Origin of the sequence: Variovorax flavidus (genome assembly GCF_030317145.1) — a bacterium.
Taxonomy (GTDB): domain Bacteria; phylum Pseudomonadota; class Gammaproteobacteria; order Burkholderiales; family Burkholderiaceae_C; genus Variovorax; species Variovorax flavidus.
The window spans coordinates 1,801,047-1,821,934 of sequence record NZ_JASZYE010000001.1; the positions used below are offsets into that span (position 1 = coordinate 1,801,047).

Sequence of the window (20,888 nt, forward strand, 5' to 3'; positions counted from 1 at the left end):
CTTCCCCCTACCGGGGGCAACACCGGCGGACCGGCAGAGCCGGATCCGCGGTGTTTCTGAACTCGCCCCCCCGGGGCTTGTTTCTGTGTCAATCGAGGTGGGGTTCGGGGCGTTCTTCGGGCGCGGGCGAGGCCTGTTCGGCGATGGCTAGCAAGGCTGTGGCTGTGCGCTCGGCGGCTCCGCGGTTCGTGGACGCAAAGGCGAGTGCGGCCTGGGCCATGGCCTCGCGGCGTTCGGGCTTTTCGACGAGCTTGAGGGCGGCGGTGACGGCGTGCTCCATGTCGGCGACGCGCAGCGATGCGCCGGCGGCGAGCGACAGTTCTGCGGCTTCGGCGAAGTTGAAGGTCGACGGGCCCATGATCACGGGGCAGCCGCAGGCTGCTGCTTCGATCAGGTTCTGGCCGCCCAGGGGTTCGAAGCTGCCGCCCAGCAATGCCGCATCGGCCAGGCCGTAGTAGAGGGCCATCTCGCCCAGCGAATCGCCGAGCCAGATCTCGGCCTCGGTCGGCGCGCCGGCGGCGCTGCGGCGCGCGACGGCGAAGCCGTTGGACTCGACCAGCGCGGCGACCTCGTCGAAGCGCTGGGGATGACGGGGGACGATCATCCATTGCACGTCGTGCACGCGCTTGGCGATCGACTGGATCGCGTCCTGCGCGGGGGGCACGGGCGCCAGCGCGCCGAAGCGCTTGAGGACGTCGAGCAATTGCTGCTCTTCGCCGTCGCGCGAACTGGCGAAGACAACGACCGGGCGTGGCAACTGTGCGCGCAGCTTCGCCGCGGTCGCAAGCTGGCGGGCATCGGGCGTGGCATCGAACTTGAGGTTGCCGAAGACACCGGCGACCTTGGCGCCGAGAGAGACCAGCCGGTGCGAATCGGCCTCGGTTTGCGCCCACACTGCAGCGAGCGACGAGTAGGCAGGCCGGGCGAGCCAGGCGAGGCGCTCGGCGCCGGCCAGCGAGTTCTCGTTGAGCCGCGCGTTGGCGAGCACCAGCGGAATGCCGCGCTCGGCGCAGGCGGCCGTCATCTCGGGCCAGACCTCGGTCTCCATCAACACGCCGATGCGCGGGCGGAAGCGATCGAGAAAGCGCGCCACGGGTTCAGGCGCATCCCACGGTTGCCACACCTGCAGGTCGCCGGGCTTGAGCAGCTTGGCGCCCTCTTCGCGGCCCGTGGCGGTTCCGTTCGTGAGCAGGATCGGGATGTCGGGGTATTGGCGGCGCAGCTCTTCGATCAGGATGCCGGCGGCACGCGCCTCGCCCAGCGAAACGGCGTGGATCCAGCACCAGCCGGTGCCGTTGGCCGCTTCGTCATAGTGGCCGAAGCGCTCCTCGACCGCATGGGCATAGCCAGGCTCGGCCTCGGCGCGCCGCCGGAGCTTGCGGCGGACCAGCGGCTGGGCCAGGGTGGTGAAAGCGCCGTACAGGCGCAGCAGCAACGAACGCACGCTCAGGGATTCAGTGGGCGGCTTCGGCGAGGGTCGCGTCCGGCTTGGCGCTCTTGAGCAGCGCGAGCATCTCGCCTTCGATGCGATGGAGCGCGGCCTCGGTCTGGCCCTCGAAACGCAACACCAGCACCGGCGTGGTGTTCGATGCGCGAATCAGCCCGAAGCCATCGGGCCAGTCGACGCGCACGCCGTCGATGGTCGACACCTTGGCCGGCGCCTCGAACTTCGCGGTCTTGATGAGTTGGTCGACGACGGTATGCGGCTCGCCTTCGACGCACTTCACGTTGAGTTCGGGTGTCGAGAAGCTGGTCGGCAAGGCGTTGAGCACGTCGCTCGCATTCGGGCTCTTGCTCAGGATCTCGAGCAGGCGGCAGCCGGCATAGGTGCCGTCGTCGAAACCGAACCAACGCTCCTTGAAGAAGATGTGGCCGCTCATCTCGCCGCCCAAAGGCGAATCGATTTCCTTCATCTTGGCCTTGATCAGCGAATGGCCGGTCTTGAAGATCAACGGCTTGCCGCCGGCCGCCTCGATGGCGGGGCCCAGGCGTTGCGAGCATTTCACGTCGTAGACGATGGTGCCGCCGGGCGCGCGCGACAGCACGTCCTGCGCGAACAGCATCATCTGGCGGTCCGGGTAGATGTTGTTGCCGTTCTTGGTCACGATGCCGAGCCGGTCGCCGTCGCCGTCAAAGGCCAGGCCCAGTTCGGCGTCGCCCGCCTGAAGTGCGGCGATGAGGTCCTTGAGGTTCTCGGGCTTGCTCGGGTCGGGATGGTGGTTGGGAAAGTCGCCATCCACCTCGCTGAAGAGTTCGGTCACTTCGCAGCCGATGGCGCGCAGGATGGCCGGGGCCGATGCGCCCGCGATGCCGTTGCCCGAGTCGACCACGATCTTGAGCGGGCGCGCCAGCTTGATGTCGCCCACGATGCGCTGCGTGTAGGCCTCGGTCACGTCGACCTTGCGCACGCTGCCGCCGGGGGCCAGTTTGGCGCTGTCGGCTTCCATCACCTTGCGCAGGCCCTGGATCTCGTCGCCGTAGATCGCGCGGCCGGCCAGCACCATCTTGAAGCCGTTGTAGTCCTTCGGGTTGTGGCTGCCGGTGACCTGGATGCCGCTCGTGGCCAGGGTGTGCGCCGCGAAGTAGAGCATCGGCGTCGTGACCGCGCCGACGTCGATCACCTCGATGCCGGTCGCAACCAGCCCCTTGATCAGCGCCTCGACCAGTGCCGGGCCCGAAAGCCGTCCGTCACGCCCCACGGCCACCGACTTCTCCCCGGCTGCGCGCGCGGCGCTGCCGAAGGCCTTGCCGAGCGCCTCGGCGACTTCCGCGTCGAGCGTGGTGGGAACCACGCCGCGGATGTCGTAGGCCTTGAAGATCGATGCGCTGAGTTGCATGAAATCTACCCCTGGAAGTTCAAGAAAATGAGGACCATTGTAGGCATGGCCTTCCTGGGCCAGATGTCCGGAAATGGCTACTTTTGCTCGTGGGCCGCCGTATCATTCTTTCCATGTCCCCCGCCCCTGCCTCCTCCGCCGGACTCGAGAGCGACGCCTGCTACCTGGCCATGAAGGCCCATGACGCACGCTTCGACGGCTCGTTCTTCACCGGCGTGACCTCGACCGGCGTCTACTGTCGTCCGGTCTGCCGTGTCAAGCTGCCTCGGCGCGAGAACTGCTGCTTTTTCCGCCACGCGGCCCAGGCCGAGGCCGCCGGATTTCGCCCTTGCCTGCGCTGCCGCCCCGAACTGGCGCCCCGCGCAGCCAGTTGGTCGACCGAAGACGCTTCCCGCATCCTTGCCTTGCAAGCCGCGCGCCTGATCGACGAACCCGACGCCTGGGCGGAAGACGGCCCCGGCGCGGCGCGCATCGCTGCGCGGCTCGGCGTCAGCGACCGGCATCTGCGCCGCATCTTCGAGACGCAGTTCGGCGTGTCGCCCCTGCAATACCTGCAGACGCGCCGCCTGCTGGCCGCCAAGCAACTCATCGCCGACACGCGCCTGCCGATGACGCAGGTGGCGCTGGCCAGCGGATTCGCGAGCGTCCGGCGTTTCAACGCCGCCTTCCTCACGCACTACGGCCTCAACCCCAGCGCACTGCGCCGTGCCGGTGCAACAGCCGGCGATCGCGAAGATGCGTCGGTGGCCGTGCGGCTGGGCTTCCGTCCGCCCTACGACAGCGACGCCATGCTGGACTTCTTCGCCCGGCGCGCCTTGCGCGGCGTCGAGGTGCTGAGCGACAGCGGACCGGGCGGTGCAAGGCAGTTCGCACGCACGCTGCGCGTGACGCAGGCCGGACGCACGCTCGAAGGCTGGCTCCAACTCCGCTTCGATCCACAACGCGAACAGCTCCTCCTGCGTGTCGGCGATTCGCTCGCCGCCGTGCTGCCGACCGTCATCAGCCGTGTGCGCGCCATGCTCGATCTCGACGCCGAGCCCATGGCGATCAACAGCGCGCTGCATGCCAGCTTCCCGCTGGGCGACGGCCTGCGGGTGCCGGGCACGGTCGACGGCTTCGAGCTTGCGGTGCGCGCCGTGCTCGGCCAGCAGATCACCGTGGCGGCCGCGCGCACGCTGGGCACGCGGTTGGTGCAGGCCTTCGGCGAGCCGATCGCCACGCCGATCGAAGGACTCGATCGGCTGTTCCCGACGCCCGCCGCCATCGCCGGCGCGAGCGGTGATGCGCTCGGCCAGCTCGGCATCGTGCGCCAGCGGCAGGCCGCCCTGCTCGCGGTGGCACGCGAGGTGATCGACGGCCGTCTCACGCTGCATGCCGGTGCGGATGTGCCCGCCACCCTCGCCGCGCTGCAGGCGCTGCCAGGCATCGGCGACTGGACCGCGCAATACATCGCGATGCGCGCCCTCCGATGGCCCGATGCCTTTCCCGCCGGCGACGTCGCGCTGCAAAAAGCGCTCGGCGTGACGACGGCCCGCGCTGCCGCGGAGGCCTCGCTCGCGTGGCGGCCATGGCGCGGCTACGCCGTGCTGCGCGCCTGGCACAGCCCTGCACCGCCGAACGCACCCTCGGTCGATCCAACGACTGCTTCCCCCACGACATCTTCCAGCGTCACTGCCTGACGACCATGAAATTCAAGAACACCACCATCTACAGCACCCACATCGACAGCCCGCTCGGCGGCGTCACGCTGGCCGCGACCGACAAGGGCCTGGCCGGCATGTGGTTCGACCAGCAGCGCCACTGGCCCGACATGACCGGGTGGCAGGCCGATGCCAACCATCCCGTACTGCTTGAAGCAGCCGCGCAACTCGTCGACTACTTCGCCGGCCGCAGGAAGCAATTCGATCTGCCGCTGGACCTCTCCCATGGCACGGCCTTCCAGCAGTCGGTGTGGAAGGCGCTGCTCGCCATCCCCGTGGGACAGACCACCAGCTATGGCGCACTCAGCGCGGGCGTCGGCAATCCGGCCGCCGTGCGCGCCGTCGGTGCGGCCGTCGGCCGCAATCCGATCAGCGTGATCGTGCCTTGCCACCGCGTGCTCGGCTCTGACGGTTCCCTCACCGGCTACGCGGGCGGGCTCGATCGCAAGACCGCGCTGCTCGAACTGGAAGGCGCGCTGTGAGCGAAGGCGAATGCACCGTGGGCGTCGGTGCGCCCAAGCCCGCGGCACCGCTCCCGAAGGCAAAGACCGCCCAGCCCACGAGCCGCCGATGGCTGGTCGACCTCGTGCTGCTCGGCGCGCTGTGGGGCGCATCCTTCCTGTTCATGCGCATCGGCGCCGCGGAATTCGGCGCGCTGCCGACGGCGGCGGTCCGCGTGGGGATCGCGATGCTGTTCCTGTTCCCCTTGCTGTTGCTGCGGGGGCAATGGTCCAGCTTCAAGCAGCACTGGAAGCCCGCGCTCGGCATCGGCGTGCTCAATTCCGGCCTGCCCTTTGCCTTCTTCGCGTTCGCGTTGCTGACCATCAACAGCGGTCTCGCAGCGGTGCTCAATGCCACGGTGCCGATGTTCGGCGCGCTGGTCGCATGGGCGTGGTTCGGCGACCGCCCCGACCGCTCGCGCACCCTCGGCCTGGTGATCGGCTTTGCCGGCGTTGCGATGCTCGCCGGGCGCAGCGCGGGTTTTCATTCGGGCGCGGACGAAGGCGCGGCACGCTGGGCCATCGCCTCCTGCCTCGCCGCGTGCATCTGCTATGCGTTTTCGGCGAGCCTGACGCGCAAGCACCTCGTGGGCGTTCCCGCATTGGCGACTGCGACGGGCAGCCAGATCGGCGCCACGCTCGCACTCGCCGTACCGGCCTTCTGGCTCTGGCCAGCGCAGATGCCCAGCCTGCATGCCTGGCTCGCGCTCATCGCCGTCGGCACCGCCTGCACGGGGTTGGCCTACATCCTGTTCTTCCGCCTGATCGAGGCCGCGGGGCCGGCGCGCGCGCTGACGGTGACCTTCCTGGTGCCGGTGTTCGCGCTGTTCTACGGCGTCGTGTTCCTCGGCGAGGAAATCACGCAATGGATGCTGATCTGCGCCGTGGTGATCGTCTGCGGCGTCGCGCTGTCAACCGGCCTTGTCAAGCTGGGCCGTCGCAGCGCCTGAAGGGGCCGCGCCTTCCTTGGCCGAATCCTGGATCAGCGTGGCCACCACGTTGATCGACAGGGCCAGCACCAGCATGTTGAAGGTGAACGACACCACGCCGTGCACGAGCGTGATGCGACGCATGTCGCGCGAGGTGACCTGCACGTCCGATACCTGCGAGGTCATGCCGACCACGAAGGAGTAATAGAGGAAATCGAAATAGTCCGGGTCCAGCTTGCCGGGGAAGTCCAGCCCGGGGCTCTGCTCCGCCGGATCGAGCTCTGCCTGGTAGTAGCGGTGCGCGTAGTGAAAGGCGTAGATCGTGTGGATGAGCAGCCACGAGCTCGCCAGCGCAGCCAGCCCGAGCGTGATGAGGCCGATGCGCTCCATGCCGTGCAAGGTCGGCACCTTTCTGAGCAGCGTCAGGATCACCGCCATGCTCACGAAGACCGCGACCAGCATGACGACGAGAAGCCACGCCCTGGGCGGGTCCATCGACTGGGCCCGCAAGCGCGTGTGGTCGGCATCCGAGGTCTCGGCCAGCCACCATGCGGGCAGGAGATAGGCCGACGCGCCGATGCACCAGCCCAGAAGTCCACACGAAGCGCCGGTGAGATGCCACGGCAGGAAGTAGCTGCCGAATCCTGCGGCAAGCCCGATCGCGGCGGCGCACAGCAGCCGTTGCCAACCGCTCATCATGAAGTACCGACCGTGCATGCGCGGACTCCAGCGGCTACAGCACGAACGGAACAAAGCGCCGCGTGCCGCGCATGTAGCTTCGGTAGGCCTCGCCGAAGTGCTTCAGGCACTCCTGCTCGTCACGCAGTGCGGTCATGAACAGCAGCACCGTGGCTGCCAGCACCAGCGCAAGCCCCAACCACGAGAACTGCTTCAGAAAGGCGCCCCAGGCCAGGAAGATCAGCGCCGCATACATCGGGTGGCGGATGTAGCGGAACGCGCCGCCGGTCACCAACGTGCTTGTCTTCTCGAAATCGAACAGGGCTTCGTCATTGCGGGCGTCGGAGGGCTTGCCCATCCGCTTCAGCAGCCGTACGGCGTGCAGCGGCAGCAACGCGGATGCAACGAGAAGGAGCCACGAGGCCAGCTGATGCGGCGCGAGCGGGTCGTCGCCCCACACAGGCAGATTGAGCAATACCAGTCCGAGGATGCATTCCCACGCAAAGAAGCGATAGAAGCCGTGGGAGTCCGAATCCCTCAAGGCGCGGCGCGAAACCATGAGCAGCGCGGTGGAGATCACGATGAAGGCGACGGTACTGGCGACGGCATAGGACATGGCGTGGAATCTACACGGGGATGGACCCGCCCGGAACGCCCTCTATACTCAAAAACTTTGCCCCCGTTCCTTGCCCGCCGTGACATCAATTTCCTCGGGCGCAAGCTCGCTGCCCAAGCGGGTGCTCATCATCCGGTTCTCCCAGACAGGACAGCTCGACGCAGTGTCGGACCAGATTCTGGAGCCGCTTCTTGCAGACCCGGCCATCCACGTCCATGTCGAAACGCTGCGGCCGGCGCAGCCATTTCCGTTTCCCTGGCCGTTCCTGGACTTCCTCGACGCCTTCCCCGAAACCGCCCACATGCGCCCGCCGCCGCTCGCGCCGCTGTCTCTCACGGGCGACGAGGACTTCGACCTCGTCATCCTGCCGTATCAGGTCTGGTACCTGGCGCCGTCGCAGCCCATCACTGCATTCCTGCAACACCCCGTGGCGGCGCGGCTGCTGAAAGGCAAGCCGGTGGTGACGGTGATCGGCTGCCGGAACATGTGGCTGAAGGCGCACGAAAAGCTCACGTCGATGCTCGATTCCGTCGGCGCCCGGCTGCTCGACAACGTCGTGCTCACTGACCCCGGACCCACGTTCGCCACGTTCATCACGACGCCGACGTGGCTCCTGTTCGGACGCAAGCGAGGCTTCTGGGGTATGCCCGATGCGGGGCTGGACCCGGCGCAGATCGCAGGTGCGCGTCGCTTCGGGCGGGCGTTGCGCGACGGCCTGCACAGCGATGCGGAGCGCGGCACGCAACCCCTGCTCGCCGGCCTGGGTGCGGTGGTGGCGGAACCGCGTCTCTACTTTGGCGAGAAGGTGGGCACCCGCAGCTTCTTCCTCTGGGGCAAGTTGATCATGGCCGTGGGGCGGCCGGGCAGCGCGCAGCGCAAGCCCTTGCTGGTGACATACGTGCTATTCCTGGCCACTTTGATCGTGACGGTCCTGCCGATCAGCTTGGGATTACAGGCTCTGCTCCGGCCATTGTTCAGGGGACGGCTGACTAAAATCAAGGCCCGCTTTGAGTTGCCATCCGGCTCGGCCAACGACCGACGCCATCGCTATGACAGTTGATGTTTTCCTGACCCGCTCGGCCGCGTTCCTGCCCTATTCCCCCGTCACCAACGAAGAAATCGAAGAGGTCCTTGGCACCATCGGCGGCCAGGCATCGCGGGCGCGCCGACTGATCCTGCGAAGCAACGGCATCCAGTCGCGGCACTACGCCATCGACCGCGCCACCGGCAGGCCGGGAATGACCAATGCACAACTCACGGTGCAGGCCATCCGGGCGCTCGGGGACGACATCGGCACCGTGGATTGCCTCGCCACCGGCACCTCGCTGCCCGATCAGCTCCTGCCCAATCACGCCGTCATGGTGCATGGCGAGCTGGGCTGGCCGCGGCTCGAGGCGGTGTCGTGCGCCGGCATCTGCCTTTCGGGAACGGCGGCCTTGAAGCACGCGTGGCTCTCGGTCCGCGCGGGCGACGCGCAACGTGCGGTGGCCACCGGCTCCGAACTGGTTTCGCCCTTGCTCATGGCATCGAACTTCGAGGCCGAGTTCGCGCACAAGGTGCAGGCGCTCGAAGGGCGTCCGGAAATCGCCTTCGAGAAGGACTTCCTGCGCTGGATGCTTTCCGACGGCGCAGGCGCGGTGTTGCTGGAGCGTGCGCCGCGCGGGCCGTTGTCCCTGCGGGTCGACTGGATCGACCTGTCGTCCGCTGCGCACGAACTGCCCGCCTGCATGTACGCCGGCACGGATCGCGACGCCGACGGAGCGCTGCAGGGCTGGATGCAATCGTCGCCAGCGAAGTGGCACACGGATTCCACCTTCGCCATCAAGCAGGACGTGCGTCTGCTCAACGAGAACATCGCGCGCGCCACGCTCGGCGACCCGCTGCGCGAGCTCATTGCGAAGCGCAACCTGAAGGCGAGCGAGATCGACTGGTTCCTGCCGCACCTGTCTTCGTTCTACTTCGAGCAGCCGATGCATGAATGCCTGGAGGCGGTCGGCCTGCCCATCCCCCGCGAACGCTGGTTCACCAATCTCGCGCAGAAGGGCAATACCGGCGCGGCTTCTCCCTACATCATGCTCGACGAGCTGCTTCGCTCCGGCCGCATCCGCGAGGGGCAGAAGCTCCTGATGTTCATCCCCGAGAGCGGCCGCTTCTCCAGTGGCTTCGTGCACCTGGAAGCCGTCTCGCAATGAACGTCGACGCGGTCCCTCAAGAGGGCAACGCAACGCTCGGCGGGCATCGAAAGCTCATGTACGCACGGGACGCCTCCGGCCATACCGTCACGGTCGGCTCGCGCGGCTGGGAGGTCGAGGAGATCGTCACCGCCCATGCGGTGGATGCGCTCGTCGCACAGGCCGAAGGCGCGCGCGCACGTGTGCTGGGGGGCCAGGCATCGCCGCTCGAGTACTGGATGTATGAACGCCGCATGGACGTCGCATTGCTATCGCAAACCAGCGGTTTCTGGCAATGGCGCGTGCGGCGCCACCTGAAGCCGCGCGGCTTTGCGGCGCTTTCTTCCGGGCAACTGGCGCGCTATGCGGATGCGTTGGGCCTCTCGATTCCACAGCTCCAGCGCCTTCCATGAATTTCGAACACCAGCACGCGGCGCACTGCGAGAGCGGCGTCATCTCCAGCATGCTGCGCCAGCACGGCGTGCCCATGACGGAGAGCCTGGCGTTCGGGCTCTCGGCCGCGCTGTCGTTCGCATACCTGCCCTTCATCAAGATCTCGGGAATGCCGCTGGTCTCGTACCGGACGCCACCCAGGAGCATCATCAAGGGCTTGCTGGCCCCGATGGCCGCGCGCTTCCGCTTCGAGACATTCCGCAGCCCGGAAGCGGGTCAGGCGCGGCTCGATGCCCTGCTTGCGAAGGGCCGGCTCGTCGGCTTGCAGACGTCGGTCTACTGGCTGCCGTACTTTCCGCCGAACATGCGCTTTCACTTCAACGCGCACAACCTGTTGGTATACGGCAAGGAAGGTGACGATTACCTGATCAGCGACCCGGTGTTCGAGACACCGATGCGTTGCGCCAGCGCCGATCTTTCGCGTGCGCGCTTCGCGAAAGGCCTGCTGGCGCCCAAAGGCCTCCTGTACCACATCGAAGCGATCGACCGCAAAAGCATCGAGCCGCAGGCGATCCGCAAGGCGATTCGAAAGAGTGCTCGCGCCATGCTGGCACCCGTGCCCATCGTTGGCGTTCGTGGCATGCGCATGCTGGCGAACAGTCTGGCGCGTCTGCCCGCCGGGGAGGCGCGCACGCTCGACTACATCGGCCACGTGGTCCGCATGCAGGAAGAGATCGGCACCGGTGGCGCAGGATTCCGCTTCATCTACGCAGCCTTCCTCGAGGAAGCCGCGCAACTGGCCGCGCTGCCGCAACTGGTCGGATTTTCCGACCGTCTGACGGCGATCGGCGACGGCTGGCGCGGATTCGCACTCAAGGCTGCGCGCATGGTCAAGGGGCGCGAGGCCGTCAATCCGGCGGCATTGGCAGACATGCTGCGCGTTCAGGCCGATCACGAGGAAGCCTTCTTTCGCGACCTGAAGCGCGCCGTGGCGTAGAGCGCACATGCTGGCGCTCGAACAGGTGAGCTATCGCTACCCGGGCACGGTGCAAGCCGCCCTGGACGGTGTCTCGCTGTCCGCGCATCGCGGCAGCGTGGTCGGGCTGCTTGGTCCGAACGGTGCGGGCAAGACCACGCTGATCTCGCATCTGTCGGGCGCGCTGGCCGTGCAAAGTGGCCGCGTGCTGATCGATGGCGAACCCTTGCAGGCGGTGCGGGCACGCATGCCGACACGCATTGCAGTGGCGCCGCAGGAGCACGCGTTCTACCCCATGCTGACCGTTGCCGAGAACCTGGCCTGCTTTGCTTCCGCGGGCCTGCTTTCCGGTTCGCGCAAGCAGGCTCGGGTGTCGGCCTGCATGGAGTTCGCGCAGCTCGGCGCCTTCGCCGGGACACGGGCAGAGCGACTGTCGGGCGGACTCAAACGACGGCTGAACCTGGCCATCGCCTTGCTGGCGGAGCCCGAACTGCTTTTGTTCGATGAGCCGACCGTGGGGGTCGATCCCCAGTCGCGCGCCTTCGTTCTCGAAGCCATCAAGACGCTGGCGAACGAGGGAGCGGCAGTGATCTATGCATCGCACTACATGGAAGAGATCGAGGCCATCGCGGACCGCGTCGTCATCCTCGATCACGGCCGGGTGCTGCGGGAGGACACGCTGGAGGCGCTGCTGTCCGAAGACGCCACGGTGCTTTCGGTGCGCGCCGATGGCGTCGGCCCGAGCATGCTCGAACGCTTCGGCGTGGTCGAGCAGGACGCCGGACTCTGGCGCGTGCAACTGGCCGCCGGCGTGCGGCCGGCCGAGGTTCTGGCTGCGCTCGACGCCGCCGGCGTGACGGTGCGCCATGCCGATTTCGGTCGCCAGAACCTCGAACAGCTCTTCATGGCGCTGACGCATCACTCCCTGCGAGACAGCTGAGAACCCGCGATGCTCTGCGCACTCATCAAGAAGGAACTCATCGCCCTCGGCCGCGACCTGCACGGGCTGGCTGCGCTGTTCCTGATGCCCCTGATCTTCATCGTGCTGATGTCGCTGGCGCTCAAGGACTACTACAGCCCGTCGCTGGCCGCACTGCATTACTCTGTGGACGCGCGCGATGGCGGTGCGCCCGCGCAACTGCTTCTCGCCGACTGGAAACGCACCCACGGGGAACCGCAGTCGTTGCCGGGCGACTGGCAGGCGCAATTGCTCTCCGGCAAGCTCAAGTACGTGATCGTGCTGCAGCCCGGCCTGTCGGATGCGCTGGACATGCCGTCGTTTCCCACTGCCTCGCGCATGCAATTGCTGAGCGAGCCGGGCATCGACGGCAATCTGTTCAATGCGCTGCGGGCCGAGTTGATGAGCACGGCCGGTGAGGTCAAGGGCCGACTGGGGTTGACGATGGCAGGCGCGCCCCCTCCTCCGCCCAATGCCTCGATGGCCGCGCTGGTGCACGCCGAGCGCTTTGCTCCAGGAAGAGCCCGGCCAACCGCCGTGCAGCAGAGCGTGCCGGCGTGGCTGGTGTTCGGCATGTTCTTCGTCGTCGCATCGATGTCCAGCCTCTTCATCCAGGAGCGCGCGTCCGGCACGCTGGGGCGCCTGCAAAGCCTGGGTGTCTCGACCGGCATGCTGTTGGCCTCCAAGGGGCTGCCCTACCTTGGCGTGAACGCCGTGCAGGCTGCTCTGATGCTGGCCGCAGGCGTGTGGCTCATGCCATTGCTCGGCGGCGAAGCCTTGTCGCTCGCAGGCGTTCACTGGGGAGCGCTGGGTGTTGCGCTGGCAGCCATCAGCCTCGCCGCGGTGAGCCTGTCGCTGGCCCTGGCATGTGCGGTACGCACCCACGCGCAGGCCGCGACGGTCGGTCCCGTCGCCAACGTATTGATGGCGGCGGTCGGCGGCATCATGGTGCCGACCTTCGTCATGCCCCTGTTCATGCAGCATGTGGCCGCGTGGTCTCCGATGAACTGGGCGCTCGAAGCGCTGCTCACGGTGCTGCTTCGCGGCGGCGACGTGACGGGCGTTCTGGCCGAAGCCCTGCGCCTCGTTGCTTTTTCAGCGGCCATGCTCGCGCTGGCCGCGCTCCTGTTCAGAAGACGTGCCTGATGGATCAATGCACCTTGCAGCCCGAGCTGATCACCGTGTTGACCACACTGGTGCTCGAAGCCGTCGAACGGCCCGCACCCGAAGGCGGCCTGAGCCCTGACGAGCCCTTGTTCGGCCCTGATGCCCGGCTCGACCTCGATTCGCTCGACGCGCTGCAGTTGTCGATGACGATCCAACAGCACTATGGCGTGCGCATGCCCGACAGCAAGGAAACGCGCCGTGCCTTCACATCGATCGCGCACCTGGCGGAGTACCTCGGCGCCCATCGGGCATGAGCGAGCTTCCGGTCCATGTGGCGGGCAGCGGGCTGGCCTGCGCGCTGGGCCGTGACTTGCGGGAGGCGCTGGCTGCAGTGCAGCGCGGAGGCACTTCCCTCACGCCCACCACCGTCGCGGAGGGCTTCACGTGGCCCGTCCACAAGCTTCCTTCCGAGGAAGGCGAGTGGTGGGATCGCCTGCGCCGCATTGCGCGCGATGTGGTCGCGCAATGCGGCGAGCAGGACGTGGAGATGCCTCTCTTCGTAGCCTCTTCCTCGCTCGACGTAGGCCACGAGGAAGAAGCCGCCAGTCTGGCCGGCGATGTGCAGACCTTTGCCGATGCAGTGGCCGAGGCCATCGGCTGGCGCGGGCCGGTGTTCACCGTGTCGACAGCCTGTACGTCAGCCGTCAATGCAATGCTCGCCGCCGCGGACCTGATTCGAGGCGGCGTCGTGCCGCAGGCATTGGTGTTGAGCATCGAGTTCAGCAATCGCCTCACATTGGCGGGTTTCGGCGGCATGCAGTTGCTGTCGCCGGACCGTGCCCTGCCTTTCGGCGCCAAACGCAACGGGCTGGTCCTTGGCGAAGCGGTGGCGGCGATCCACCTGAGCACCGCGCCGGCGCGCTGGCGCCTGATGGGCGGTGCCAGCGTGGTGGCAGGCGCCACGTCGACAGGAGCCGATGCAAACGCCATCGGCGCGGCCTGCAAGGCTGCGTTGCGGCAGGCCGGCCTGCGGCCGCAGGACATCGACCTCGTCAAGCCGCAAGCGGCCGGCAGCCCCGGCAACGACGCCATCGAAGCCGCCGCGCTGACGGAGATCTTTGCTGCGAGCCTGCCACCCATGGTTTCGCTCAAGTCGCTGATCGGTCATACGCTCGGCGCGTCGGGCGCCGCGGAACTGGTGCTGCTCACGGCATGCGTCGAGTCAGGCGTGTGGCCCGTCGCGAATCACGCCCTGGACTCCGAACTGGGCATGACACTCGCCACGCAGGCTCCGGCGCGCTTGCGGCACATCCTGTTCAACGCCATCGGCTTTGGCGGTGGCCATGCAGCATTGCTGCTGAAAGACTGCCTGGCATGAGCGGAGTCGTTCCATCTCGTCCTGAGAGCCTTCCGGGCTGGCGACTTGCGGCGCACGTGGTGGCGGACCCTCCGCCCCCCGATTGGCGCCACGCACTCGCTGAGCGGCTCGGCGCGCGACCGCGGCGGATCGGCGTGTGGGCCGAACTGGCGCTGCACGGTGCATGGCAATGCCTGGACGCCGCGGGCGAAACTTCGCTGCCGGCAGATGCCCGCCTGCGAGTGGCAAGCCTGAGCGGCCCCGCTGCCGCCACCCGTGCCAGTCTGGAACAACTGCGCGCCGGGCTACCGCTGCCCTTCGACTTCATGCAGAGCCAGCCTGCCCTGATGCTCGCAGCGCTTGCCAAGGGGCTGGCGTGGCGAGGCGATGCCAGCTTCATGGTGTGCCGCGACCTGCCTCTGCTCACGCGCGTGGCATTGCAGGGCGCGGGGCCGGAAGGTCTCTTGCTGGGATGGATCGAAGAGCAACGCGACGCGTATCGCAGCGAGTGGTGGCGCTGGCTGCCCGTGGCACCGGCTGCCCACGTGAACGCGATCTGATCCGTTGATTTCCTCCCGCACTGAGTCTGTTCATTCCCCTCGAATTCGTGGACAGTCGCAGCTTTACGCATGCGCGTCAGGTTTCGTCGAGCCCGCGTGCCAACCACGAGACACGAATGAACATCCAACGCTTCCTGCGGCCGCTGCTGCATAGCGTCATCCGGGCCCGCCGCGCGAACGGGCGCCACGGCGTCGCAGCGCTTCTGATGGCCGCCGCCATGGCACTGCCTGCCTATGCCGCGCCACCCAAACCCACGCGCGTCCCCGACACCATCGAGCAGCGCGCGGCCGCCTGCATCGCATGCCACGGCCGTGAAGGATCGAGCACGGAGGCTGCGTACTTTCCGCGGCTGTCGGGCAAGCCCGCGGCCTACCTATTCAACCAGTTGCAGAGCTATCGCGATGGCCGCCGCTTCAACTCCGACATGACGCACATGGTGCAGCACCTGTCGGATGCCTACCTGCGCGAGATCGCGGACTACTTCGCCAGCATCGACCTGCCCTACCCGCCCGTAGCCACCACCACCGACGCCACGCCCCAGATGCTCGCGCACGGCAAGGCGCTGGTGTTCGAGGGCGATGCGGCGCGCGGCATACCCGCCTGCGCGCAGTGCCATGGCCAGGCGCTGACCGGGGTGTTGCCCGGCATACCGGGACTGGTCGGCCTGCCTCGCCTCTATCTTTCGTCGCAACTCGGCGCGTGGGTCACCAACGACCGCCATGCGCTCGAACCCGACTGCATGGCGCAGGTCGGCCGCAAGCTCACGACGGCCGACATCAACGCCGTGACGAGCTGGCTGGTGATGCAACCCGTGCCCGCGAATCCCAAGCCCGCAGCCAACGCACCCAGTCCCGTGCCGATGGCGTGCAGCGCGCTGAACACCCGTTGATCCCGCCATGCGACGCCTGCTCTATCTGCTGACCTTTCTCGCCACGCTCGCGGTTCTGGCGGGCCTGGCCATCGTTGCGCTCAATCTGCGCGGCGAAGACAAACTGCCCGACCCGCCCGTGGCGTTCAACCCCACGCCGGCGCAGGTCGAACGCGGCCGTTACCTGGCGCTGGCGGGCAATTGCGCAGGCTGCCACACGGCGCGCGGTGGCGCGCCCTACGCGGGCGGCGTGGGCATCGAGACCCCCTTCGGCACGATCTTCGCCAGCAACCTCACGCCGGACCCGAATGCCGGCATCGGAGGCTGGACCTCGGCGCATTTCTGGCGCGCGATGCACAACGGGCGATCGAAGGACGGGCGGCTGCTCTACCCCGCCTTTCCGTATCCAAACTTCACGCGCGTGACGCGCGAGGACTCGGACGCGATCTTTGCCTACCTGCAAAGCATCCCGCCCGCACCGACGCCGAACCTCGCGCACAACCTGCGCTTTCCGTACGACACGCAGCCGGCGCTGGCCGTCTGGCGGGCGCTCTCGTTCAAGCCGGGCACCTTCGTCGCCGATCCAGCCAAGCCCGCCGAGTGGAACCGCGGCGCCTATCTCATCGACGGCCTCGGCCATTGCATCGCCTGCCACGGCACGCGCAACGTGCTCGGCGCCACGCAGGAAAAACTGGGGCTTTCGGGCGGGCTCATCGCGGTCGAGAACTGGTATGCGCCTTCGCTGACCTCGAAGCGCGAGGCCGGTGTCGCCGACTGGGATCCGAAGGACGTGGCCGAGCTGCTCAAGAACGGCCGGTCCGCGCGCGGCTCGGTCATGGGCCCGATGGCGGACGTGGTGTTCGGCAGCACGCAGCACCTCGACGAAGCCGACTTGCGCGCGATGGGCGTGTATCTGAAGAGCTTGCCGAACACCGCATCCACGGCGCCCGCTGCGACGTCCACGACGTCACGCCGCGATGCGCGCGTGATGGAACGCGGCGAGAAGATCTTCGACCAGCGCTGCGCCTATTGCCATGGCGACAAGGGCCAGGGCGCCGAGGGCGCCTACCCGCCGCTCGCCGGCAATCGCGCCGTGCTCATGGACTCGGCGGTCAATCTGATCCAGATCGTGCGGCACGGCGGCTTCCTCCCTTCCACCGGAGGCAATCCCCGCCCCTATGGCATGCCGCCCTTCCGCTATGTGCTGGACGACAGCGACGTCGCCGCCGTCCTGACCTATGTGCGGGGCTCCTGGGGCAACGACGCGCCGCCGGTCACGCCGCGCGACATGCTGCGCCGCTGACCGCATCCAAGAACCACCCAACCCCAGAAATACCCCGGAACCGGCTTCGCCGGGCCGGAGGTATTGCCCCCGGCAGGGGGTAGGCGAAGCGACACGAAGTGCGCGAAGCCTGGGGGCGAGCTTCAGTAAGACCCCGGAGGCGCCTTTCCGGCGCGCCGCATGCGCCGCATCGGCCCGATCATCCGGGCCAGCGACGAGCGCGCCGCGCCAATGAATTCGCCGATCGGCGCCTTGAAGCTGTCCGCCGAAAGGGATTCGCCCGGGGCCGCCGGAGACAGGCCGCAGCGCCGCAGCACCCGGTTGAGCTGGTACACGCGCGCCACCCTGCGCGTGACGGAGGTGTAGAAGTTCACGCCGATCGAGATCGCCACGCGATCCCCGGGCTCCGTCCAGTCGGGGTCGCACCGTGTCATGTGCGGCGAGGTGCTCGGGAAGTACACGCCGTCGCCTGCCTGCGTCTCGAACTCGTGGCTGCGCGCCTTGAACTCCTCCTTCAGGCGCACCTTGCGCAGCGAGTGCGTGACGATGAAGTCCTCCACTGCGTCGGCAGGCACCACCACCCGGTCGGTGTGGTCCCAGACGTTCATCACCTTGCGCCCGCGCAACTGCAGCCAGAAATTGTTCTCGCGGTCGATGTGAAACGGCGTCACCGAGGGTGGCGCGGAAATGAAGATGAAGCCCGTCACCATGAAGATGTCGGGTTGCTCGCGCTCGATGGTCGTGCGCACGTTGTCCAGGATGTTGTCGAGCAGGTCCCTGTAGCGCGGGATGGCTTCGACGTTGTAAAGCGCAAGCCAGGAGCCGGGCTCTTCGATGCGCCGGAACACCTCCTCGATGCTGCGCCCGTCCGGGTGCTGGCTGTCGTGCGCGAAGCCCGAGGCCTGCGTGATGCCGGGCCGGACGAAGCGGCACTGCTTCATGGGCGCGAGTTCCTTGGCCAGGGCCTCGAGCTCCGGCAACTGGAACAGCGGGTGCTCGTGGTAGTTGTGGTGAAGCCGGCCCACCTTGTGCGTGGTGAAGCCCGCCGGATCATCCACCCACAGGCGGCAGTCCGGCGTCAACATGGCCATTCTCTCGATCTCGCTAGCGCCCATAGTTCCTCCTATGGCTTTTAGAGAAGTTGTGCAAAAAGCATACCGGAAGTAACACCAAATTACTATTTGCAATCGCAATAGGTCGAAAGTCAGAGACTGCCAGCGCCCTTGACCCTCCCATGATGTCAAGGTTGATACTTCCTGCATCCGCCGCAGATTCGGCGTGAAGGACAGGAGATTTCGAATGAACAGCAGCCTGGCGCTCTCGCCCGGTGCGAGCGGCCTGAAGGAATGGTCGCTTCCGATCGAAGGCATGACTTGCGCGTCGTGTGTGGCGCGGGTCGAACGGTCGTTGGCCGGCATCCCTGGCGTGATGGAAGCCAGCGTCAATCTCGCCACCGAGGCGGCCAGCGTGCAAACCGACGGCTCGGTCTCGCTCGGCACATTGCGCGCCGCCATCGAGAAGGCTGGCTACAGCGTGGGCGACGAGGCTCCGGCAGAAGAAGCGGCGTCATCGGCCGGATCGGCGGCAGCACGACCGCGCAGCCGAAACGACGCCTGGCCCGTGATCGCGGCTGCGATTCTCTCGGCCCCGCTCGTGCTGCCCATGCTGGGCCTTCTCATCGGCCAGGAATGGATGCTCGACGGCTGGCTGCAACTCGCACTGGCCACGCCCGTGCAGTTCTGGCTGGGTGCGCGTTTCTACCGCTCGGGCTGGAAGGCGCTGAAGGCCCGCGCCGGCAACATGGACCTGCTCGTCGCCCTCGGAACGACCGCCGCCTATGGCCTCAGCGTCTACCTGCTCCTCACGCACGGCAATCACGGCGGCACGCCGCACCTGTACTTCGAAGCCTCCGCCGTGGTCATCACGCTGGTGTTGCTGGGCAAGTGGCTCGAAACCCGGGCCAAGCGGCAGACCACCGAAGCCATCCGCGCATTGAACGCGCTGCGGCCCGAGCGCGCGCGCGTCCGCCGCAACGGTGTCGACCAGGATGTCGCGCTGGCGCAGGTCAGGATCGACGATCTGGTCGTCGTCCGGCCCGGCGAACGGCTGCCCGTCGACGGCGTCGTGGTCGAGGGTGCCAGCGAAGTCGACGAATCGCTCATCACCGGCGAGAGCCTGCCCGTCGCGAAGCAGGTGACTGATGCGGTCACCGGCGGATCGGTCAATGGCCAGGGCCTGCTGGTGGTTCGCACGATCGCCGTGGGCGCGGAATCGACGCTGGCGCGCATCGTGCGGCTGGTGGAATCCGCGCAGGCCAGGAAGGCGCCGATCCAGCGCCTGGTCGATCAGGTGAGCAACGTGTTCGTGCCGGTGGTCATCGGCATTGCACTGCTCACGTTCCTAGCGTGGGGCCTCATCACGGGCCATTGGGAGGCGGCGATCCTGAACGCCGTCGCCGTGCTCGTGATCGCCTGTCCCTGCGCCCTGGGCCTGGCGACGCCGACCGCGATCATGGCCGGCACGGGCGTCGCCGCGCGCCACGGCGTGCTGATCAAGGATGCGGAAGCGCTCGAAGTGGCGCACAGCGTGAAGATCGTGGCGTTCGACAAGACAGGCACGCTGACCGAGGGCCGCCCGGAGCTGGTGGCCTTCGAGGCGGTGGACGGCGACACCGCCGCGCTGCTGCGCGCCAGCGCCGCGATCCAGGCGGGCAGCGAACATCCGCTGGCTCGCGCCGTCCTCGCGGCGGCGAAGAAGGCTGGCGTCGGAATTCCCCGCGCGAGCGCGGTGCGCGCCGTGGCCGGTCGGGGCGTGTCGGCAGTCGTCGACGGCCGCGAGCTGCGGCTGGGCAGTTCACGCTTCATGCGCGAAGTCCAGGTCCCGCTCGGCAAGCTGGATGCACTCGCCGCGCAATTGCAGTCGGAAGGCCGCACCGTCTCGTGGCTGGCGGACGTGACCGATCGCCCCACCCTCGTCGGCCTGCTGGCATTCGGCGACACGCCCAAGACCAGCGCGGCGGCGGCCATACGCCAGTTGCACGCGCAAGGCATCCGGACGGCGCTCATCTCCGGCGACAACCGCGGTAGCGCCGAGGCGGTGGCGCGGGCCTTGAAGATCGACACGGTCCGCGCCGAGGTGCTGCCCGAGGACAAGGCAACGATCATCACCCAGCTCAAGTCAGAGGGCGGGCGTGTCGCCATGGTCGGTGACGGCATCAACGACGCGCCGGCACTGGCCGCGGCCGACGTCGGCATCGCGATGTCCACCGGCACCGACGTCGCAATGCATGCGGCCGGCATCACGCTCATGCGCGGCGATCCGGCGCTGGTGAGCGACGCCATCGACATCTCGCGCCGTACCTACGCGAAGATCCGGCAGAACCTGTTCTGGGCCTTTGCCTACAACGTGGTCGGCATTCCGCTCGCGGCCTTCGGCCTACTGAGTCCGGTGATCGCCGGCGCGGCAATGGCGTTCAGCAGTGTGAGCGTGGTGAGCAATGCGCTGCTGCTGCGGCGCTGGAAGGGAAACGCGCAATGAGCGAAGTCAGGTCGGCCATGGAGCCATTCAATATCGGCGAAGCGGCGGCACGGTCCGGCGTATCCGCCAAGATGGTGCGGCATTACGAGTCCCTCGGCCTGCTGCCGGACGTAGCCCGCACCGAGGCGGGCTACCGCCAGTACACCGAGAGCAACGTGCATACGCTGCGCTTCATCCGCCGTGCGCGTGACCTGGGCTTCAGCATGGCGGAGATCGCCGAGCTGCTGAAGCTGTGGCAGAACAAGCGCCGCGAGAGCGGGGACGTGAAGCGAATTGCCCTGGCGCATGCTGAAGACTTGCACCGACGCATCGAGGAAATGACCGCAATGAAGCGCACGCTGGAACAGCTCGCGCATTGCTGCCACGGCGACCACCGGCCCGATTGCCCCATCCTGGACGAACTCGAAAGGTAGCTCCA

The 20,888-nt window shown here is 67.5% G+C and carries 21 protein-coding genes; 16 read left to right on the forward strand and 5 right to left on the reverse strand.

Going from position 1 to position 20,888, the window contains the following annotated elements; all coding sequences use genetic code 11:
* Positions 1-88 precede the first annotated feature (88 nt).
* Both QTH90_RS08725 and QTH90_RS08730 read right to left on the reverse strand, forming a co-directional pair.
* Positions 89-1,444 (reverse strand): 3-deoxy-D-manno-octulosonic acid transferase, encoded by a 1,356-nt coding sequence (locus tag QTH90_RS08725; RefSeq protein ID WP_286664069.1) that lies wholly within the window; start codon positions 1,442-1,444, stop codon positions 89-91.
* Positions 1,445-1,454: 10 nt separating this feature from the next.
* On the reverse strand, positions 1,455-2,837 hold the full coding sequence (locus QTH90_RS08730) for a phosphomannomutase/phosphoglucomutase (RefSeq protein ID WP_286664070.1): 1,383 nt from the start codon (positions 2,835-2,837) through the stop codon (positions 1,455-1,457).
* Positions 2,838-2,950: 113 nt separating this feature from the next.
* Here QTH90_RS08730 and QTH90_RS08735 point away from each other — a divergent pair, with 113 nt between their 5' ends.
* From QTH90_RS08735 to QTH90_RS08745, 3 genes are read left to right on the forward strand one after another with little or no spacing between them, the layout of a single operon-like run.
* Positions 2,951-4,516, forward strand: coding sequence for a DNA-3-methyladenine glycosylase 2 family protein (locus QTH90_RS08735; RefSeq protein ID WP_286664071.1), 1,566 nt, complete (start codon positions 2,951-2,953; stop codon positions 4,514-4,516).
* Between the two features lie 5 nt (positions 4,517-4,521).
* A complete protein-coding gene (locus tag QTH90_RS08740; RefSeq protein ID WP_286664072.1) occupies positions 4,522-5,019 on the forward strand; it encodes a methylated-DNA--[protein]-cysteine S-methyltransferase in 498 nt (165 codons plus the stop codon).
* Positions 5,016-5,987: a DMT family transporter gene (locus QTH90_RS08745; protein ID WP_444814696.1), complete on the forward strand. Its 972-nt coding sequence runs from the start codon at positions 5,016-5,018 to the stop codon at positions 5,985-5,987. Before QTH90_RS08740 ends, QTH90_RS08745 begins: the two co-directional genes overlap by 4 nt.
* Here the strand turns inward: QTH90_RS08745 and QTH90_RS08750 are convergent.
* Positions 5,949-6,683, reverse strand: a complete 735-nt coding sequence (locus QTH90_RS08750) for a DUF1345 domain-containing protein (protein WP_286664073.1) — start codon at positions 6,681-6,683, stop codon at positions 5,949-5,951. The genes QTH90_RS08745 and QTH90_RS08750 overlap by 39 nt on opposite strands.
* A gap of 16 nt (positions 6,684-6,699) precedes the next feature.
* A complete protein-coding gene (locus tag QTH90_RS08755) occupies positions 6,700-7,260 on the reverse strand; it encodes a methyltransferase family protein (protein WP_286664074.1) in 561 nt (186 codons plus the stop codon).
* 79 nt (positions 7,261-7,339) lie between these two features.
* Here QTH90_RS08755 and QTH90_RS08760 point away from each other — a divergent pair, with 79 nt between their 5' ends.
* The 11 genes from QTH90_RS08760 (at position 7,340) to QTH90_RS08810 (ending at position 16,954) form a co-directional block, all read left to right on the forward strand.
* Positions 7,340-8,320, forward strand: a complete 981-nt coding sequence (locus tag QTH90_RS08760; protein WP_286664509.1) for a dialkylrecorsinol condensing enzyme — start codon at positions 7,340-7,342, stop codon at positions 8,318-8,320.
* Complete coding sequence (locus tag QTH90_RS08765; RefSeq protein ID WP_286664075.1) at positions 8,310-9,452, forward strand: beta-ketoacyl-ACP synthase III; 1,143 nt, start codon at positions 8,310-8,312, stop codon at positions 9,450-9,452. The genes QTH90_RS08760 and QTH90_RS08765 overlap by 11 nt, the downstream gene beginning before the upstream one ends.
* Positions 9,449-9,844: a DarG family dialkylresorcinol biosynthesis protein gene (locus tag QTH90_RS08770; RefSeq protein ID WP_286664076.1), complete on the forward strand. Its 396-nt coding sequence runs from the start codon at positions 9,449-9,451 to the stop codon at positions 9,842-9,844. The genes QTH90_RS08765 and QTH90_RS08770 overlap by 4 nt, the downstream gene beginning before the upstream one ends.
* A complete protein-coding gene (darH, locus tag QTH90_RS08775) occupies positions 9,841-10,821 on the forward strand; it encodes a BtrH-related acyltransferase DarH (RefSeq protein WP_286664077.1) in 981 nt (326 codons plus the stop codon). Before QTH90_RS08770 ends, darH begins: the two co-directional genes overlap by 4 nt.
* Before the next feature lie 7 nt (positions 10,822-10,828).
* Positions 10,829-11,740: an ABC transporter ATP-binding protein gene (locus QTH90_RS08780; RefSeq protein ID WP_286664078.1), complete on the forward strand. Its 912-nt coding sequence runs from the start codon at positions 10,829-10,831 to the stop codon at positions 11,738-11,740.
* A 9-nt stretch (positions 11,741-11,749) separates the two neighbouring features.
* Positions 11,750-12,904 carry an ABC transporter permease gene (locus QTH90_RS08785; RefSeq protein ID WP_286664079.1) on the forward strand — a complete coding sequence of 385 codons (1,155 nt, stop codon included), beginning with the start codon at positions 11,750-11,752 and terminating at the stop codon, positions 12,902-12,904.
* Positions 12,904-13,179 carry a phosphopantetheine-binding protein gene (locus QTH90_RS08790; RefSeq protein WP_286664080.1) on the forward strand — a complete coding sequence of 92 codons (276 nt, stop codon included), beginning with the start codon at positions 12,904-12,906 and terminating at the stop codon, positions 13,177-13,179. The genes QTH90_RS08785 and QTH90_RS08790 overlap by 1 nt, the downstream gene beginning before the upstream one ends.
* Positions 13,176-14,243, forward strand: a complete 1,068-nt coding sequence (locus tag QTH90_RS08795) for a beta-ketoacyl synthase N-terminal-like domain-containing protein (protein ID WP_286664081.1) — start codon at positions 13,176-13,178, stop codon at positions 14,241-14,243. The genes QTH90_RS08790 and QTH90_RS08795 overlap by 4 nt, the downstream gene beginning before the upstream one ends.
* The gene (locus QTH90_RS08800) at positions 14,240-14,782 is read left to right on the forward strand and encodes a hypothetical protein (protein WP_286664082.1); all 543 of its coding nucleotides are present in this window, start codon (positions 14,240-14,242) and stop codon (positions 14,780-14,782) included. The genes QTH90_RS08795 and QTH90_RS08800 overlap by 4 nt, the downstream gene beginning before the upstream one ends.
* Positions 14,783-14,898: 116 nt before the next feature.
* Positions 14,899-15,672: a c-type cytochrome gene (locus tag QTH90_RS08805; protein WP_286664083.1), complete on the forward strand. Its 774-nt coding sequence runs from the start codon at positions 14,899-14,901 to the stop codon at positions 15,670-15,672.
* A 7-nt stretch (positions 15,673-15,679) separates the two neighbouring features.
* A complete protein-coding gene (locus tag QTH90_RS08810) occupies positions 15,680-16,954 on the forward strand; it encodes a c-type cytochrome (protein WP_286664084.1) in 1,275 nt (424 codons plus the stop codon).
* 122 nt (positions 16,955-17,076) lie between these two features.
* Here QTH90_RS08810 and QTH90_RS08815 read toward each other — a convergent pair whose 3' ends face one another.
* The gene (locus tag QTH90_RS08815; RefSeq protein WP_286664085.1) at positions 17,077-18,018 is read right to left on the reverse strand and encodes a JmjC domain-containing protein; all 942 of its coding nucleotides are present in this window, start codon (positions 18,016-18,018) and stop codon (positions 17,077-17,079) included.
* Positions 18,019-18,232: 214 nt separating this feature from the next.
* Between QTH90_RS08815 and QTH90_RS08820 the strand changes: the two genes are divergently transcribed.
* Together QTH90_RS08820 and cueR are read left to right on the forward strand one after the other, a co-directional pair.
* Complete coding sequence (locus QTH90_RS08820; protein WP_286664086.1) at positions 18,233-20,470, forward strand: heavy metal translocating P-type ATPase; 2,238 nt, start codon at positions 18,233-18,235, stop codon at positions 20,468-20,470.
* Positions 20,467-20,883, forward strand: coding sequence for a Cu(I)-responsive transcriptional regulator (gene cueR / locus QTH90_RS08825; RefSeq protein ID WP_286664087.1), 417 nt, complete (start codon positions 20,467-20,469; stop codon positions 20,881-20,883). The genes QTH90_RS08820 and cueR overlap by 4 nt, the downstream gene beginning before the upstream one ends.
* Positions 20,884-20,888 lie beyond the last annotated feature (5 nt).